We start from the raw sequence: 17,686 nt of genomic DNA, 5'->3' as shown, positions 1-17,686 counted from the left end.
ACAATCAACAATAAGTTGCGTTGTCACGTTTTGAGTGTTGGCAATCGTTACAATCACTCGTGCCTTTCGCTAACTTTCAACAAATAAAAACTTTAACCCTATGTTTTAAATCAATTTAATTCTACTAATGCATTTGGAATGCAATATCTTTGACGTTTTTGTTTGAAAAGTTGTTCTTTTAAGTAAATAATACCAACCCGTTTACACGGGGCTTTTTTCTTTCGGAGGCACAATGCTTTACCGTCTTGCCAGAGCTGGCTTTTTTCAATTGGATGCAGAAAAGGCACACGATCTCGCTATCCATAACTTCAAACGCTTTACCGGCACACCAATTGATCTTTTCTATCGTCAACAACTCCCAAATCGACCAGTAGAATGCATGGGACTCACTTTCCGAAACCCAGTTGGCCTTGCGGCTGGTCTTGATAAAAATGGTGAGTGTATCGAAGCATTTGACGCAATGGGATTCGGCTTTGTTGAAGTTGGTACCGTTACACCTAGAGCACAATCAGGAAATGATAAACCACGTTTGTTCCGCTTAGTAGGGGCGGAAGGGATCATTAACCGTATGGGTTTCAATAACCTAGGTGTTGACAATCTCATTGAAAATGTCAAGAAGGCCAAATACAGCTGTGTATTAGGCATCAATATTGGTAAAAACAAAGACACACCAATCGAGAAGGGCGCGGAAGATTATCTCATCTGTATGGAAAAGGTATATGAGTATGCGGGATATATTGCCGTGAATATTTCTTCTCCAAACACGCCTGGGCTAAGAACACTTCAATATGGCGAAGCGCTTGATGAATTACTGGTTGAGTTAAAACGTAAGCAAGCTGAGCTTGAAGAGAAGCATGGAAAATATGTACCTCTGGCATTAAAGATCGCACCGGATCTTACCGACGATGAAATTCGCCAGATTTGCCAATCATTGATCAACAACAAGATCGATGGTGTGATCGCAACCAATACCACGCTTGATCGTACGATGGTTGAAGGCATGAAACATGCGCAAGAGGCTGGGGGCCTTAGTGGCCGTCCACTGCAGTCTCGTTCTACTGAGGTCGTGCGATTACTTCGTAAAGAGTTACAAGGTAACATACCAATTATTGGCGTCGGTGGTGTTGATTCTTATGTTGCTGCAAAAGAAAAAATGTTGGCAGGGGCGGATCTTGTACAAGTTTACTCTGGCTTCATCTATCACGGCCCTGGCTTAGTACGCGATATTGTTAAAAATCTATAGAATGATTCGCTAACATACTGACATAGCAGCTTTTCTAACAGAAAAAAGAGGACTTGGTTTCCTCTTTTTTTTTATTCATTCGTTTGTAGAATCAAAACAGTTGGAGGGTAATTAAGCGTTTACCTCTGTGAATCAGTCAGTGTGAGAATAGAACGATGCTTAAACCAAGTGATAAATGGAGCTGGTATTTTGATAAGCCGTCAGGCCGTCTAATGCTTGACTTAGGCGATAGATATCTATTTCAAACCAATCTTAGTGATAAATTGCTGGTGGACTGCGCTTTCTCCTATAACGACTTCACAGTTGATGACGCGAGTGCCTTTCAGACTTTCAAAGAATGTCTGTCGTCGCTTGATTTGAGTGAATATCGCAGAGATGAGCTGACGCTCTACTGCGTTGCTGCTAAGCGCTTTCATAAGCCAGTCCAACCCAAGAGTTGGTTTTTCCATTCTACAGGTTTGGATTACCAACCCAATGAAGGGGAGCTTGTACAGCTGCAAAATGGCTTGAATCAAGGGCTGTTTATCGTATTGGAAGCAGGGGACAATGCAAGCTTAGTCAGCTGTGTAGAGCTTGAAGGCTTTATGCTAAGCGGTTCAAAGAGCTTAAGTTATGGTGAAGCCATCAAAGTCATGCACGATCGCATGTCTACTGCTGCAAGAATGAATACGCTAATGCCTATGGCGTTAGTCGGATAACCTTTCCTAATTTTCGTTCCTATAAATTTTTCATCGGCCTTTTGGCCGATTTTTTTTGCCTTCTCCTACCTCTGTTCATTGTGTTAATTCGTCTAAATACTGCGACTATGAGAGCTTGTAGTGCAATCAGGTAGACATTTTTTACACATTTTTAGCACGTAAAATGTCCACTTTTGCCGGCGAAATGTCATCGATAGAGTAAAAAATTCCCTCTTTTAAGTGGTTTTGTAATTAAATTACCAACATAAATTCCACCTGGTATAGTCCAATTCATATGTGAATAAGCATTCACTATCGTAATTTGAACCGAATTTTCGTTTAAGATTGCGTACGTTTCGTTCGTCACCGCTGAATTGGTGTTATTAATTCACGACGATAAAACGACCAATTGACACACTGGCTCATAGGGAGATGAGAAAAGTCCTTGAAATGCGAGGCATGGAGTAGATTTGTCAGGTATAATCAACGCCATTTTTAATAGCTAAAGAACACTATGAACCAATATCTTGCGGTTACCTCAAATGGTCTTGAGAACCTTCTTGCTGAAGAACTAACAAAACTTGGAATTGCAGACGCTAAGCCAGTACAGGCTGGAGTAAGATTTAAAGCCTCTAATGAACAGGTTTATCGTTGCTGTCTATGGAGTAGGTTGGCATCGCGTTTTGTTCGCGTGTTGTCCGAGTTTACCTGTCAAAGTGATATGGACTTGTATTTGGCAACGTCCTCTATCAATTGGGTAAATCAATTCCACAGCACTAAGAAGTTTGTGGTTGATTTCAACGGCACGAACCGTGAGATTCGTAACAGCCAGTACGGTGCGATGAAAGTGAAAGATGGCATCGTAGATTGTTTTGAAAAGAAAAACCTGCCACGTCCAAATATCAGCAAAGAACGTCCGGATGTACGTATCCATGTTCGTCTTCACAAAGACAAAGCGATTCTTGGTGTTGATATGGTCGGGAATGGCTTGCACCAACGTGGCTATCGTCCTGCATCTGGTAAAGCACCACTCCGTGAAACCTTGGCTGCTGCCATCATCCTTCGCTCAGGCTGGACAGAGGAACAACCGCTTTTGGATCCAATGTGTGGCTCAGGTACGTTGTTGATAGAGGCGGCCATGATGGCAGCAAACATGGCGCCTGGCGTAAAACGCGAAAAGTGGGTCTTTGAATCACTTGAAGATTTCGAGCCAGAAGTGTGGGCAGAAATAAAATCAGAAGCAAATGTCATTGCTCGAAGAGGTGTCAAAAAAGTTGGCGCAAGATTCTATGGCTTTGATAATGATGAAAAAGTGCTGAAAATTGCCCAAGATAACGCTCGCAGAGCAGGGGTTGCGGATCTTATCGAGTTTAAGTTAGGTGACGCCGCTACAGTGTCACGTCCTCAAGAATTTGAGAATGGTGTAATTGTTTGTAACCCACCTTATGGTGAGCGACTTGGCACAGAGCCAGGATTGATTGCACTATACACAGCGTTTGGTGGCCAGTTAAAAGCCCAGTTTGGTGGGTGTACGGCATCTATTTTCTCGAGTTCAGATGAGCTGTTGAGCTGTCTTCGCATGCGTGCGGAAAAACAGTTTAAATTGAATAACGGTGCGTTACCTTGTCACCAAAAGAATTACACGATCGCTCAGAGAAGTGCAGAGCAGATTGAAGGTGCGGATGGTCCGCTTTCTATCGCACCAGACTTTGCTAACCGCCTAAAGAAAAACATCGGTAAGATTGGCAAATGGGCTCAAAGAGAACAGCTCGATTGTTACCGCATCTATGATGCCGACCTGCCAGAATACAACGTGGCGATAGACGTCTATCAAGATCACTTGGTGATTCAAGAATACGCCGCACCAAAAGATATTCCGGAAGAGAAGGCAAAGCGTCGTCTGACGGACATCATTCGTGCTTCGATTCAGGTAACCGGCGTAGAAGCCAACAAAGTTGTGCTGAAGGTTCGTGAGAAACAAAAAGGCCGTAACCAATATCAAAAATTGGGTCAAGTTTCTGAGCGAATGGAAGTCAACGAGTATGGTGCAAAGCTGATCGTCAATTTGTACGATTATCTGGATACGGGGTTGTTCCTAGATCATAAGATCACGCGCCGTCGTTTGGGTGAAATGGCAAAAGGAGCTGATTTCCTTAACCTGTTTGCTTATACAGGTAGTGCCACGGTACACGCCGCTCTTGGTGGTGCCCGCTCGACAACAACGGTCGACATGTCGAACACCTACCTTGAGTGGGCAAAAGACAACATGTCTGCAAATGGTTGTATCGGACGTCAACATAAGTTTGAGCAGGCAGATTGTTTACAGTGGTTAGAGAAAGCACAGGGACAGTACGATTTAATCTTTATTGATCCGCCGACGTTTTCAAACTCTAAGCGTATGGAAGACTCGTTTGACGTTCAGCGCGACCATATCAAACTGATGAAAAACTTAAAACGTTTGCTAAGAGAAAACGGCACGATTGTTTTCTCTAATAACAAGCGTCATTTCAAAATGGATATGGAGGCAATGGAAGAGCTGGGTTTAGACGCGAAGAACATTTCTTCTCAGACGCTACCACTCGATTTCTCAAGAAACAAACATATCCATAACTGTTGGGTCATCACCCACAAAAAAATAGGAACAAGGAACGTGATCACCCTATACAGTACCGAAGGATGTCATCTGTGTGAGATGGCTTACGAGTTGGTGGAACAAGCAGGCATTGCTGAACAAGTTCAAGTGATTGATATCGCGTTTGATGATGCGTTATTTTCTCGTTACGGGGTCACGATTCCTGTCTTAAATTCTCAAGGGTCAGAGCTTGGCTGGCCCTTTGATCTAGAAAAATTAAAACAATGGTTGGACGATAATGGCATTACTTACCATTCATAATGGTCAACTCGCCTTTGGCGATAATCCTCTACTTGATAAAGCTGATTTTGTACTTCAAGAGCATGAGCGAGTTTGTTTGGTAGGACGAAATGGGGCGGGTAAATCGACCTTAATGAAAGTTCTAGCGGGCGAGGTGATTCTTGATGATGGTAAGCTACAGATCACTCAAGATGTCGTAGTCTCACGCTTAGAACAAGATCCACCACGAAATGAACCAGGAACGGTTTACGATTATGTCGCAAGTGGGCTAGCTGAAATTGGCGAACAATTAAAGATCTATCATGATCTTCTCGATCTTGTTGCTCAAGACCCAACGGAAAAGAACATTAACCGCTTAGCGAGAGTGCAAGAACAGCTTGATCACGCTAACGCGTGGCGATTTGAAGACCGAGTTAAGCATGTGTTGGCGGCATTAAAGCTGGATGCTGAAACGAAGCTCACCGATCTGTCGGGTGGTTGGCAACGAAAAGCTGCGCTGGCGAAAGCGCTAGTATGCGATCCAGATGTCTTGCTGTTAGACGAACCAACTAACCACCTTGATGTTACGACGATTGAATGGCTAGAAACGTTCCTCAAAGATTTCCGTGGCTCCATCATTTTTATTTCCCACGACCGAGCCTTCATCAAAGCGATGGCAACGCGTATCGTTGACCTTGACCGCGGTAAACTCGCTTCTTTTCCTGGTGATTACGACAACTACCTTGTTGAGAAGGAAGAAATGCTTCGTGTTGAGGAGATGCAAAACGCAGAGTTTGATAAAAAGCTCGCTCAGGAAGAAGTGTGGATTCGTCAAGGTATCAAAGCACGCCGCACACGTAATGAAGGTCGCGTTCGTGCACTTAAAAAGCTGCGAGAGGAACGCCAGAATCGAGTTGATGTACAAGGCAAAGCCAAAATTCAAATCGATGACGCCGCACGCTCTGGCAAGATCGTCTTTGAAGCAGAAAAACTGCAGTTTTCATTCGATGGAAAGAAAATTGTTGATGATTTCAGTTTTAATATCATGCGTGGCGATCGAATTGCGCTTATTGGCCCTAATGGCTGTGGCAAGAGCACGGTCCTTAAGTTACTGCTGGATCAGCTAAAACCGGAATCTGGCCGTTTGCATTGTGGTACTAAGCTGGAAGTTGCGTATTTTGACCAATATCGAGAGATTTTGGACCCTGAAAAGACGGTCATTGATAACCTAGCGGATGGTAAACAAGAAGTCACTGTGGGTGGGCGAGAACGCCATGCATTGAGCTATCTTCAGGATTTCCTTTTCTCACCGAAGCGTGCTCGTACACCCGTCAAAGCACTTTCAGGTGGTGAAAAAAACCGTCTGCTTCTAGCTCGTATCTTCCTAAAACCGAACAATTTATTGATTCTCGACGAACCAACTAACGATTTAGATATCGAAACATTGGAACTTTTAGAAGAATTGCTTGCCAATTATCAAGGTACTCTACTGCTGGTCAGCCACGACCGACAGTTTGTGGATAATACCGTCACGACAAGCTGGATCTTTGAAGGTGAAGGGAAAATCGAAGAGTTTGTCGGTGGTTATCATGATGCTCAACAGCAGCGCAAACAAGCGATCGAAGCTCGTGAAGTGATGGAAAAATCAGCGCCTAAAGCAAAAGTCGTTGAGGAAACTCCCAAAACTGCGCCAGCTAAGAATACCTCTAAGAAGTTATCATATAAGCTCCAACGAGAACTTGAAGCACTACCTGCCAAGTTAGAACAGTTGGAAGTGGATATTGAAGCGCTTCAAGAGCAAGTAAACTCCGCAGAGTTTTTTGCTCAACCCGTAGAGACAACGCAACCAGTGCTAGAGCAACTTGCCGCACTGGAGCAGGAATTAGAAATTGCTTTCGAGAGATGGGAAGAGCTCGAAGCTATGCAACAGGACAGTTAATAAATAGATGAATTGCAGTATTAGATTCAAATTAACCACAGTCGCGCTACTCGTTGGTAGCGCCATGAATGCCAACGCCGCTTTGTATAAGGTCGTTGAAGTTGATCCTGCACTCAATGGAAGTTCATCAACCTATACCGATGCTTATGGTGTTGCAATTCAACAAGGTGATGTCGCTTTCGAAACCGGTTGTTTCGCAAATGGTGCTAATTGTACAGACGATAAGTTCAAACTCGCACTTGAGACTCGTGTCAGTGTCGATGGGGTGAGCTATCGAGAAGAGCTTCCGTTTGCGATGGATGCGACGTTTGGCTATATCCAGGAGTTTGATGACTTTGAGCGTTATTGCTACAACGAGCTGCGTTATTCGACGTGTGAAACGTGGGCATCGATTCACTGGGCTCCTTGGTACAAAGAACTAAGCAAAGACTATACTTCAAACGCACTGGCTTTTGTGGAAGGTAATCAAAGCGCCTACACCAATAAATTCAACAATGTCATTAACAGTTTAACGGAAAGCGGTTCACCCGTTGGGAATCAAAGCATTGTCAATGGTGAGGGGGTGTTACAGACCCGCAATAAAGTCGTGGCGCCAGTGATGCCTGTGTATGAAAAGGTCAGCGACACAGACACGGAAACTGATTTCTATCAATCACGAGCTTGGAAAACCGATGGTATTTACACCGTAGGTAGCGTGTCCTCTAAAACAGGTAATGAAAACGGCACACACTATACGAGCAAAGCGGCCATTTGGGACGCTGCTGGCGCAGTGAAACAGTTGGATTGGCCTCAAGGCGGAGATAGAGATGGTGAACGTTTGGCGCAAGGCAGTATGCGTGATGTGGTGGTTGATACGGCGAAAAATATAGTTTACGGCGTTGGTTACAACACTTACGCAGATGACAACTATATTAATGCCAGCGTGTTTGTTGGTACGTTTGACGCTGGCGGTGCATTAAAAGACTCTACTTGGCAAAGTAAACAAGTTAGTGGCGCGCAGATGAAGATCAGCGGTGATATCATTCACAGTAATTCTGTTGTTACTAACGTAAACAGTAATTTTGTCGCAATAGGCGAAGCAAAGCGCGCTGGTGGTAAACCGTCTGAAGGTTCAGCAGCCAATCGACTATTCTTGGTAAAAGATGTTAGAGCCGAAAGTGTTTCGGCGACATTTCTACCTGAGTTAGGGGGGATCTTCTTCTCTGGTGCAGGCGGTAAAATGGGTGGCATCAACAAATACAATGAAATTGTTGGTCAGCTGGACGCTGAAGATACTCGTGAGATCGATGGCAAGCCGCGTCGTAAACGTGCATTTATTCTGCCTTATGAGGCAAATGGTTCTGTTGAAAGTAGAAGATCGATATTTGATAACAAAGCGTGGTATTTGGATGACCTTACCAATGGTTCTAACGCGCCTGTTGAAAACAACCAATATCGTGTTATCGACGCAACGGATATCAATGATGCTGGTGTGATTTCCGCGACAGCAATCAAGTGTGAAGGTGGCTACGATACGACCGCACACAACTCATATTGTGGTGAAGGTTCCAAAGAGGAAACAGTGGTTGCTGTTAAGCTAATCCCTATCGCCAATGCCGACGCCAATGACATAGAGAAACGTCCAGTTGAAAAAGCTGCAGCAGAGCGTAGCGGTGCAGGACTTGGTTGGTTGTCTTTGACATTACTGGTTTTATTTGGTTTCCGCAGAAAATAGGCTACTTTTTAAACTAGGCACAGCTTCACAATTTTGAAGTTGTGCCTTTTTTATCGCTTGAGAAATCCCTTCATTTGATCGATTCTTAATTGTGGAGTCACAAAAACTCCATCAAAGTTTCACAGTAGTACGTTAGTTCTAATGGACCTGTATGAGGTAGAAATTATGAAGAGACAAAAGCGTGATCGCCTAGAACGAGCACAATCCCAAGGCTACAAGGCAGGCTTAAACGGTAGATCTCAGGAAGAATGTCCTTATCAACAGATGGACGCTCGTTCGTATTGGTTAGGTGGTTGGCGTGATGCCAGAAGTGACAAACTCTCTGGTCTCTATAAATGATGTCCACATACAACACAGAAGGATTTTAAAGAAGGGCCCACGATGTGGGTCTTTTCTATTATTGGGCGGAATAAAAACGGAAGGCCAAAGAAAAAACGGCCACGAGGCCGTCTTATCAAAATCACTGGAAAGTGGAACAACTTAGAATGCTGAGGTGTCTTGGAAAAGACCCACTTTTAGATCCTTCGCGACGTAAATCTCTTTACCGTCGACAAGAACTCGGCCATCCGCTAGACCCATAACAAGCTTACGATTGACAACTCGTTTCATGTGGATCTCGTAGGTCACTTTTTTCGCTGTAGGGAGGATTTGACCAGTAAATTTGACCTCACCAACGCCCAAAGCGCGGCCTTTGCCTTTGCCGCCAACCCAACCAAGGAAGAAACCAACTAACTGCCACATCGCATCCAAGCCAAGACAACCAGGCATCACTGGGTCGCCAGGGAAATGGCAGTCAAAGAACCATAGATCCGGTTTGATATCTAGCTCTGCCAAGATGAGGCCTTTACCAAAGTCGCCTTCAGTTTCTGACATTTTGGTTACTCGGTCCATCATTAACATGTTTGGTGCTGGTAGCTGAGGGTAACCAGGGCCAAACAGTTCACCTTGACTAGAGGCTAAAAGATCTTCGCGGGTATATGATTCACGTTTATTCTGCATTGTTTGTAAACTCCAATTTTAGACACAGGCATGTTAGTGAACAGGTGTACGCTAAACAACTCCGATCAGTACTAGACAAACCAGTTTTTAATCCATTGAACAAAGCCTTGCGGATGATCATGCTTCGCAAAGTTATCGATTCTTTCCGCAATTTTGTTGAGCACGCTATCTTCGTCTTCGCCACAAAACGGCTTATTCATAATGATAGGGATCACGTCTTCAACATCGGATACCGCCCAAATATGAAACTCACCGAGCTTAATACTTTCGACCACTTCTTTATGAAGTGCCAGATGTTTTAAGTTCGTTTCTGGCAAAATAACCCCTTGTTCGCCAGTGAAACCTTGATGTTTACAAACCTGATAGAAGCCTTCAATTTTTTCATTTAGGCCTCCTACGGCTTGTACACGGCCAAATTGGTCCACTGCACCCGTTACTGCGATTTGCTGATTGATGGGGTACTCAGATAGGGCGCTGACTAGGCAGCAAAGTTCAGCAAGTGACGCACTATCTCCATCGACTTCACTGTAAGATTGCTCAAATACGATAGAAGCAGAATAAGGCAGTGGCGCATCTAGCTGAAGCGCACTGCTGACAAATGCTTGCATGATCATCATACCCTTTGCATGAAGATTTCCGCCGAGCTCGGCTTTACGTTCAACGTCAGAAATATCACCGTCACCAAAATGGATAACACAAGAAATTCGCGCTGGCTCACCATAAGAAACCGGGTGACCTGCGACATCAATAACGGTTAGGCCGTTAATCTGACCGATTTGTTCGCCGGTGGTTTCAATGATCACTTGGCCATCTAGGATATCGTCGATAGCGCGTTGGGGGAGATAAGACTCTCGGAAATATTTTTTCTCAATGGCCGCATCCATGTGCTCGCCGTTGATCTGATAACCTTGCGATTCAATGGCGGCCAGAGATAACCATTGATGAAGCCAAATTGGTGAGAGAGGCAGATAATGTTGGTCCTCTGTTTCACGAACACCGGCAATCAACAAACGTTGTAGGGCGTCCTTATCAAAACTGGGCAGATGGTAACGATCACATATCCATTTAATGTATCCAACATAGGCATCTAAATTCTCTTCACCTAAGTGAAAATCTTCTTCGAGTTCAGTGAATAAAGTCATTGGAGAGAAGAGATCAGGATCAAGATACTCAAGATCTGCTAATTGCCCACGATCACCAGTAATAACCAATTTTATGTCGTAGCAAGTCGGTTCCAGGTGTGATGATTGCCACTCGGGTTTTAATGGAGAAATGAGTAGGGATTCGCCAAGCACTGCCGCCTTAATCGCTGGCCAAGAGCCCGGATTTGCAAGCAGCAAATTCGCAGAGACAGTGACAATGCCACCACGAGCTTTAGAGAACAGTCCTGTAATGATTTCGACGTCACCATTAGCATTAAGCTTATAGCGGTCAAAGAGATGAGAAGGAGAGAGCGTCTCTGTTTTTAGGACCACTAGTTCAGGATCAATAGAGTTCAATCCTTCTTCAACCAAACCACGATAGATAGGGTTATCACAACAATTAATTACCAAGAAACGAGCCATTCCAGAAAGAAGGGTAAAGTGACGGAATGTTGCTAATGCACGCTCTTGTAGCTCAAAATAATGGGTTAACTCAATAGAGTGAAGATTAGCAAAAGACGATTCAAATTGATCGAATTGTGGCGTAACGGCTTGCCAGTTAATTTGGTTCATTGACTTTCTTCATAAACTTTAATTGCAGCGGAGTATATCAGAACCAACAAAATCTGCAGTTAAATCCGGCTAAATAGAGGGTGAGGGAGGAAAAAGTTGATCTCTCTCTATCCTTCGACCACGTTTTGTTGAGAATTAAACCCACATGGGTTACGCTGTCACCCTAAGTAGCGCTAGGACATGGAAAAATGAAATATCAACAACTCGAAAACTTGGAATGTGGGTGGAAATGGCAGTATTTGATCAATAAGTGGAAAGATGGAGAAACCATCACTAAATATATTGATTCGAGTGAAGCTGACCATGCAGTTTCTGAACTAAGAAAGTTAGAACATGAACCGACCAAAGTCCTCGAGTGGATTGATTTGCACATGGCGGAGGAGTTGGACAAGAAACTCAAACAAGCCATTCGTGCTAAACGCAAGCGCCATTTCAATGCTGAGCAGATCCATACAAAGAAAAAATCCATCGATTTAGATTATCGTGTGTGGGAAAAGCTATCGACACGTGCGAATGAATTGGGTTGTACTTTGTCTGATGCCATTGAATATTTACTGAGTGAAGCTTCTCGTAGCGAAAAAGCGAGTGCAGCCGTATCGACTCTGAAAGAAGACTTAAGCAAGTTATTATCCGATTAGTGCAGGAGAACACACATGTTGTATGTCATTATCGTTGCCGCTATCGTTATCTTTTGGCTAGTGGCCATTGACCGCCCCGTATTGAAAGTTTCCTTTAAAGAAGGACACCTTCAGTCAATCAAAGGGAACTTGCCACCGTCTTTTCGCCATAATTTAGTGGAGATTGGTGAGAAGACGCCTTTTGATGGTGAAATGAAAGTTTACAGCTTACGTACTGGTGCAAAGTTGGTGTTCAGTAAACAAGTGCCAAAGAAAGTCCAACAAAGAATTCGTAACGTATTTCCACATCAAGGATTTAAGTCTAGCAAAGGTAAGAAACACGCCTAACAAACATATCAATTGCAACAACCACTAATCCGCCACGCAATTGAATAAAATCGACGTATATCATCCAGTCTGAGCACTGTATTGTATTTTCATTTGGAAAAACTATGCGATACAGTGTCACTTTTCTTATTTCATCTCTTTTACTTTTCTATCCAAGTGCAATTCATGCCGATGATTCCACTCGTAACCCAATAGCGTTAAAGCTAAAAAAGTCAGTACAAAAGAAAATCGACAAAGAATTTATCCACTATTCGGGCTATTGCGACGTTGTCGTTTATTTTAATCACACTGACAAGCATGCGGTGGTTGAGAAGGTCAATGGGACGGGGGATGCCAAAATATGTCGCTTTGCGAAGCAAACAATCAAAGTCGGCAGTAAATTTCGCTATAAGGTACCGGAACGAATGATTGTCATTCACATCTCAAGCTAATTGATAATTGATAATTGATTGAAAACATGGTGTGTTGTGAACGTTTACTACTCGATGTGATGTTCAAGAACGATTATCGTCAGTGACTTATAGTGACAGAGTAGGCAATTTCAAGATTAAATAATGGAAGCAATATCACTTTGGTTTCTCATTTTTGGTCTCTATGGAATAAACTAAAACTAGTGATAAATCTTTAAAGGGATACAGATTTGCTACTCGCCAACAGACGGTATACACAAGAAGCGATTGAAACAGCGGAACAAGTGGCAAATGAGGTTAATGTTAGGCATGCCAAATGGTTAGTGAGTATGAAATACCTTCTTGATCAGTCTAACGTTGATAACCTACTTAGTTTACAAGGTCGCTATTGCGAAGACGTTATTTTTTCTGAAGATGAACGTATCACTCGCAATCAACGCATTTTATTAGAATGTGAGCAGGCAAAAGTGGTTGAGCGGCGTGAACAGGTAAAAGCAAGACAAAATACCCATAAACGTGTCGTTGTGGATGTTACTCGCCATGCTGAGCACATGATGATTGAGAAACTACTCAATACGCCTATAGACAAATTGTTCAATGGTATACCCAACTTTGATCATCTTGCTTCGTTTGCTTACTCACCATCCTTGAGTTTCTCCAAGTTGAGTACTTTGACAACCTTGAGTCATCAGCTTAGTTCAAGCATTTTAGATCTCGTTACAAACCCTAAATTCTGCGAACGCATAGGGAAATCATCAAAAAGTGCGACCGATGCGAAGATAGCAATAGGGCAGATGGGCATAGAAAACTGCCGTTTACTTTTCCCTGTTCTGATGGCTAGGCCGATGCTCAAATGGTCCGATGCGAATACCAAGTTGATTGCTCCTAAAATGTGGCAACATATGATAGTCACCGCGAATGTCACTAGAATGCGCTTACAAGATGCAAATTTCAAAGAGCCCGATGCAGGCATCTTGATTGGTGTGTTGAGAACAGTTGGTCAGTTTCTCGCATCAAACCATTTTACGCATACATTTGAAGATGCTTTAGTTGAGATGATGCTCAAATACCGCGAGCAAGATATGCGTGAAGAGTATTACGCTTGTGCAGAGGTCGTCGCCAATATGTCTTTTTTACCCAAAATTATTTTCGAACTTGAGGGACAACTTGCCAAACGAGTCTTGGAGTCCATGGATTGGCCAGCAAATGCAATGTTTATCAAAAATGCCGTGATTGAAGATATAGACAATGTGCCTGTTGAAGAAAGAAGTATTGCAGGAGCTGCATTAGCACAAGGTCGGGCATTCTCAATCTATGATGGATTGCAGCACAGCAATGCATTCGTAGAAAAACACAAACCATATTGGTTTGCTCAAGTACAAATGCCTGGAACATCGCTTAAAGATATTCAAGCAAGAATGCCCGGACGCTTAACACTGTCTATGTAAGTTGGTTATAGCTTTTCGCAATCCGCATAGAGTGATTCAGTAAATGCATGATGGGCTCAGTTTAAGCGGAATTTCAATAGCTTGTGGTGGCTTGGCTATGTGGATTGGTAGCCCTGCGGAAGCGTTAGCTAAGTGCGCATTATGCGGGCTTATGTTAAGTGTTGAATATATCAACGGTGCATATGAAACTTCGAGATTTCGGAGTTTCATTAATGAAGTATTACGAAATGACAAAAAACTTTGTTTTTCGTGAATTTGAATGCGGCTTAACCGTCGAAGAGACAGCCAAACTATGTTTTAAAAGTGTGAGACAGGTCAAGGAGTGGGATAAAGGAAAAACCATACCTAATGAGTGCAAAAGACTCATGAGGATGTCAAAGGGACGAGAACTCTCACCTTGTGAATCATGGGATGCTTTTAGAATGCACTATGACAAACTTGAATTACCCACAGGCAAGTTGGTGACTGCTCAGGAGATATTAGCAGGAGTCGCGCTGATGGAGATCGCAGCACCAGATGACTTAAGAACAAAATCGAAGCTGCTTAAATATGCGAGAGCTATAAACGAGATAAGAAAACGTCTTCCTAAAAATACAAGCTCAACATAGAGAAGCTGGCCTGAAAGCTCCTAGTATAAGAACGAATGATAGAATCAATTTCACTTAGATTATCTAGTTGAACTATAACGAGATTCTGTTCAAATTATCATCATTCTAGATCAAAAAAGTGGACATAACGGTACAATGTTCTGATATTATCACCGCAGTACAATAAGATACTTGGAGTTACTATTGAAGAACGGTTTCATTTATCCACTTTTTGATGCTGTAGTGAGGTTCTGCTATTACTGCAATTTAGTCGAGTTATTCAAGTTTTTAGCTAAACTATCACTCGGAATTTTGAAAAAAGGTGACGTGTCGGTTGCTGACACGATAAAAGCTTGTAACGTTGCAATCGATATATACCAGATCTTTAAATGGTTTATTTTGCTGAGTCTTTGGTATTTAGGTATAGACAGTAAAGCAGCATTGTTGGTTACATATTACTTACTTGCCTCTAACCTTTTTACCTACTTTTACTACCATGTTTGGGGAAGTCGATACACGCAGCGTATAGACCGAGAAACACTGAATCGAAAGTTTTTAAATGCTATGTTAGCAATCAGCTACTATCTTGCATGTTACGCTTACCTATACCATGTTCATTTTAGCAATGAAATAAAATGGCCAGGAGATTTAGTTGATAGTACTAATGCAATTTACCTAAGCATTGCCAACGCATTTACGCTGACTTATGGTGGTTTTTCTCCAGAAACTCAAGAAATTAGAGTTGTATTTATGAGTCAACTTATAAATACATTTCTATTCTTTACAATAATAATCTCAAATTCTATACCAAATCATGCAGAAAAGGAGTGACTGTGAGTTACAGAAATAAAACTTATGTAATGTTTGATGCAGATACAGATATATCGAAGTATCGTCTTATGACAGCGTGGAAAGAAAACGAAAGAATTGACTTTGATTTTCATGATGCGCATGACTTAAATAATATAAGAGCAATGTCTAGTGAAGAAACTATCAAGAGACGTTTAAGAGAACGATTGAAAAACACAAAGCAAGCTGTGTTGTTAGTAGGTGAAAATACGAAAAATCTATACAAGTTTGTTCGTTGGGAAATAGAAGTTGCGATAAGTATGGATATACCAATCGTAGCTGTGAATTTATGTAAATCAGATGGGGAAACGGATAAAACACCAGCTATACTAAAGAATAAAGCATATTTTGTATCTGTTCCATTTGAAGTAAAAAAAATAAAATATGCATTAAATAACTTTCCTGACGAATATCATAAAAACAAAACTAAAGCACCGAGTTCTAGACATTATGACTGGAGCAAGATAAAACTATAATTTAATGTTTGTTTGTATATTTAGCAAGTTTTAATAAGAGATTAAATTAAATGGAAAAAGATACTTGTGGAATTATTATGCCAATCTCATCTATCGATGGATGTGGAGAGGCACACTGGAAAGACGTTTTAGATATTTTGAAGGAAGCTATTTCTGATGCTGGTTATAAGCCTAATTTGGTAAGTAAATCAGATGACTCAGGAGTTATTCAACAAAGAATAATTCAAAATTTATACGAAAATCCGATTGTTGTATGCGACGTTAGTGGAAAAAATCCAAATGTAATGTTTGAATTAGGAATGAGATTGGCTTTTGATAAGCCTACAATTATTATTAAAGATGATGATACTGCTTATTCTTTCGATACTGCGCAAATCGAGCATATACCTTATCCTCGTGATTTAAGGTTTACCGAGATAGTTAAATTCAAAAAGAAGTTGACAGAAAAAATCCAAAGTACTGTTGAAAAATCACTAAATGATCCTCAATACACAACTTTTTTAAAACACTTTGGTGAATTTAAAGTGGCGAAAATTGAGACAAAAGAAGTGCCGGGAATAGAAATTTTAATGGATGAGATACGTGATCTAAAATACTCAGTTTCAAATTTGGAAGTGCGCAGAAATAGCGGGATAAAAAATAGAACAATTGCAGATATATCAGTTTGTGCAAGGGATAGTTCTTATGAACAGGTGGCTCTTGTTGAAAGTTTGTTGACTTTTAATTCACAAGTAAAATCTTGTAGGGTTAGAGAGATAAGAAAAGACCACTTCCACCTAGAAATCGAATTAATGGATGGCGAGATATCTAAAGAAATTGAAGGAATTATATTAGATCACATACCAACTGCTAAAATGCACATACGTTGATTTTATTATTCACTTTGACTATCTAGATAGTTTTAGCATATATCACGCCAAAATGATGTGATATATGCTAATAGAAATTAGTATCTAATTAAATCACGCAAAATCGAGCAGTTCTGGCCAAATAAAGTATGGACCAAAGCGTTTACTGTATTTGAACTCACCACCTTGCGCTTTACCAGATTCCGTTAGAATGTGCTTTCCGTTATCTACGGTGAGGTAGCCCTTAACAACACACAACTGAAGGAAGTCATCAGTTTTTAGCTTGTGTTTTTTCGCAAGTTTGGATGAAGTGATCTTAGACTGATCGTCCGTAGAGCTTGATTCCTCATCATGTTCAGCATCTGCTGCTTCAGCCGAAACCTTTTCTAAAGAAATTCTGACTTCATCGCTTATACGAATGATGCGTTGCGCTTCTTCATAGGAATCTTTGTAAAGCTCACTGTCTGAATCACGGTCGATGAAAATACCCATTTCATTGTTGTTTACTTGACTGAATTCATAGAGGTTAAGGCTTGTTATGATGCAAGAGCTTTCGTTTATGTAGCACTTAGCATGTAGGTTCTTACAAAAGCTAGTACGCACGAAAGACAGTCCTTTAAGCCAATTGATCTCGTCAGGTTGAAGCTCACTCTTGCCGTAGACAATCCTGATGTCAATTTTGAGACGGTCTTTGTCTTCTAGGAGCTCTCTAATTCGGTCATTGAGTTTGAGAAAGGGACTGATAAGAATCAATCGTTCTGATGCGTTCTTAATCAGTTCTTCGAGATAGTAGTTTGTCGCACTTGTATTTAAAAACTTAGCCATTTCATATCCTTGACATATAAAACCTAGCACATACACGCTACGACCAATATTCGTGCAGATCAAGTGTTCTGATTCAAAAAGCAAACACAATGCATAGTATGAAGTTTTGCCCCTAGCAATCAGTCAGCACAGTGGAAGAA

The 17,686-nt window shown here is 41.8% G+C and carries 18 protein-coding genes; 15 read left to right on the top strand and 3 right to left on the bottom strand.

The window, feature by feature from the left end:
• Positions 1 to 232: 232 nt before the first annotated feature.
• The 6 genes from pyrD to rmf all read left to right on the top strand — a co-directional run bounded on the left by pyrD (position 233) and on the right by rmf (position 8,763).
• Entirely contained in the window at positions 233 to 1,243 is a 1,011-nt protein-coding gene (gene pyrD, locus PQQ36_RS14430; RefSeq protein ID WP_263134611.1) for a quinone-dependent dihydroorotate dehydrogenase, read from the top strand.
• Between the two features lie 155 nt (positions 1,244 to 1,398).
• Entirely contained in the window at positions 1,399 to 1,941 is a 543-nt protein-coding gene (locus tag PQQ36_RS14425; RefSeq protein WP_047112033.1) for a cell division protein ZapC, read from the top strand.
• Positions 1,942 to 2,434: 493 nt separating this feature from the next.
• Complete coding sequence (gene rlmKL / locus PQQ36_RS14420) at positions 2,435 to 4,813, top strand: bifunctional 23S rRNA (guanine(2069)-N(7))-methyltransferase RlmK/23S rRNA (guanine(2445)-N(2))-methyltransferase RlmL (RefSeq protein WP_273661748.1); 2,379 nt, start codon at positions 2,435 to 2,437, stop codon at positions 4,811 to 4,813.
• On the top strand, positions 4,791 to 6,710 hold the full coding sequence (locus PQQ36_RS14415; protein ID WP_017790418.1) for an ABC transporter ATP-binding protein: 1,920 nt from the start codon (positions 4,791 to 4,793) through the stop codon (positions 6,708 to 6,710). Before rlmKL ends, PQQ36_RS14415 begins: the two co-directional genes overlap by 23 nt.
• Before the next feature lie 7 nt (positions 6,711 to 6,717).
• Positions 6,718 to 8,424, top strand: a complete 1,707-nt coding sequence (locus PQQ36_RS14410; protein ID WP_017790417.1) for a DUF3466 family protein — start codon at positions 6,718 to 6,720, stop codon at positions 8,422 to 8,424.
• A gap of 165 nt (positions 8,425 to 8,589) precedes the next feature.
• Positions 8,590 to 8,763 (top strand): ribosome modulation factor, encoded by a 174-nt coding sequence (gene rmf, locus PQQ36_RS14405; protein ID WP_011080475.1) that lies wholly within the window; start codon positions 8,590 to 8,592, stop codon positions 8,761 to 8,763.
• A 141-nt stretch (positions 8,764 to 8,904) separates the two neighbouring features.
• Here the strand turns inward: rmf and fabA are convergent, their stop codons facing one another.
• Positions 8,905 to 9,423 carry a bifunctional 3-hydroxydecanoyl-ACP dehydratase/trans-2-decenoyl-ACP isomerase gene (gene fabA / locus PQQ36_RS14400; RefSeq protein WP_011080474.1) on the bottom strand — a complete coding sequence of 173 codons (519 nt, stop codon included), beginning with the start codon at positions 9,421 to 9,423 and terminating at the stop codon, positions 8,905 to 8,907.
• Positions 9,424 to 9,494: 71 nt separating this feature from the next.
• A complete protein-coding gene (locus PQQ36_RS14395) occupies positions 9,495 to 11,138 on the bottom strand; it encodes a S16 family serine protease (RefSeq protein ID WP_011080473.1) in 1,644 nt (547 codons plus the stop codon).
• A 188-nt stretch (positions 11,139 to 11,326) separates the two neighbouring features.
• Between PQQ36_RS14395 and matP the strand changes: the two genes are divergently transcribed.
• From matP to PQQ36_RS14350, 9 genes are all read left to right on the top strand, one after another.
• Complete coding sequence (gene matP, locus PQQ36_RS14390; protein ID WP_011150268.1) at positions 11,327 to 11,776, top strand: macrodomain Ter protein MatP; 450 nt, start codon at positions 11,327 to 11,329, stop codon at positions 11,774 to 11,776.
• Between the two features lie 15 nt (positions 11,777 to 11,791).
• The gene (locus PQQ36_RS14385) at positions 11,792 to 12,103 is read left to right on the top strand and encodes a DUF3634 family protein (RefSeq protein WP_011080471.1); all 312 of its coding nucleotides are present in this window, start codon (positions 11,792 to 11,794) and stop codon (positions 12,101 to 12,103) included.
• Between the two features lie 104 nt (positions 12,104 to 12,207).
• A complete protein-coding gene (locus PQQ36_RS14380; protein WP_013571780.1) occupies positions 12,208 to 12,534 on the top strand; it encodes a hypothetical protein in 327 nt (108 codons plus the stop codon).
• Positions 12,535 to 12,743: 209 nt separating this feature from the next.
• Positions 12,744 to 13,961 (top strand): HDOD domain-containing protein, encoded by a 1,218-nt coding sequence (locus PQQ36_RS14375; protein ID WP_065090441.1) that lies wholly within the window; start codon positions 12,744 to 12,746, stop codon positions 13,959 to 13,961.
• Positions 13,962 to 14,004: 43 nt separating this feature from the next.
• On the top strand, positions 14,005 to 14,214 hold the full coding sequence (locus PQQ36_RS14370; protein WP_273661747.1) for a DUF3693 domain-containing protein: 210 nt from the start codon (positions 14,005 to 14,007) through the stop codon (positions 14,212 to 14,214).
• Complete coding sequence (locus tag PQQ36_RS14365; protein ID WP_130239644.1) at positions 14,174 to 14,569, top strand: phage protein; 396 nt, start codon at positions 14,174 to 14,176, stop codon at positions 14,567 to 14,569. The genes PQQ36_RS14370 and PQQ36_RS14365 overlap by 41 nt, the downstream gene beginning before the upstream one ends.
• A gap of 183 nt (positions 14,570 to 14,752) precedes the next feature.
• Complete coding sequence (locus PQQ36_RS14360) at positions 14,753 to 15,379, top strand: hypothetical protein (protein WP_130239645.1); 627 nt, start codon at positions 14,753 to 14,755, stop codon at positions 15,377 to 15,379.
• Positions 15,380 to 15,381: 2 nt separating this feature from the next.
• The gene (locus PQQ36_RS14355) at positions 15,382 to 15,873 is read left to right on the top strand and encodes a TIR domain-containing protein (protein WP_130341250.1); all 492 of its coding nucleotides are present in this window, start codon (positions 15,382 to 15,384) and stop codon (positions 15,871 to 15,873) included.
• 50 nt (positions 15,874 to 15,923) lie between these two features.
• Positions 15,924 to 16,742 (top strand): hypothetical protein, encoded by an 819-nt coding sequence (locus PQQ36_RS14350; RefSeq protein ID WP_130239712.1) that lies wholly within the window; start codon positions 15,924 to 15,926, stop codon positions 16,740 to 16,742.
• A gap of 93 nt (positions 16,743 to 16,835) precedes the next feature.
• Here PQQ36_RS14350 and PQQ36_RS14345 read toward each other — a convergent pair whose 3' ends face one another.
• A complete protein-coding gene (locus PQQ36_RS14345) occupies positions 16,836 to 17,546 on the bottom strand; it encodes a phospholipase D family protein (protein ID WP_130239711.1) in 711 nt (236 codons plus the stop codon).
• Positions 17,547 to 17,686 lie beyond the last annotated feature (140 nt).

Source organism: Vibrio sp. CCUG 15886 (assembly GCF_028570825.1).
Taxonomy (GTDB): domain Bacteria; phylum Pseudomonadota; class Gammaproteobacteria; order Enterobacterales; family Vibrionaceae; genus Vibrio; species Vibrio vulnificus_B.
The sequence above is the reverse complement of the archived record's forward strand: the minus strand, read 5'-3'. Positions and strand labels throughout refer to the sequence as shown.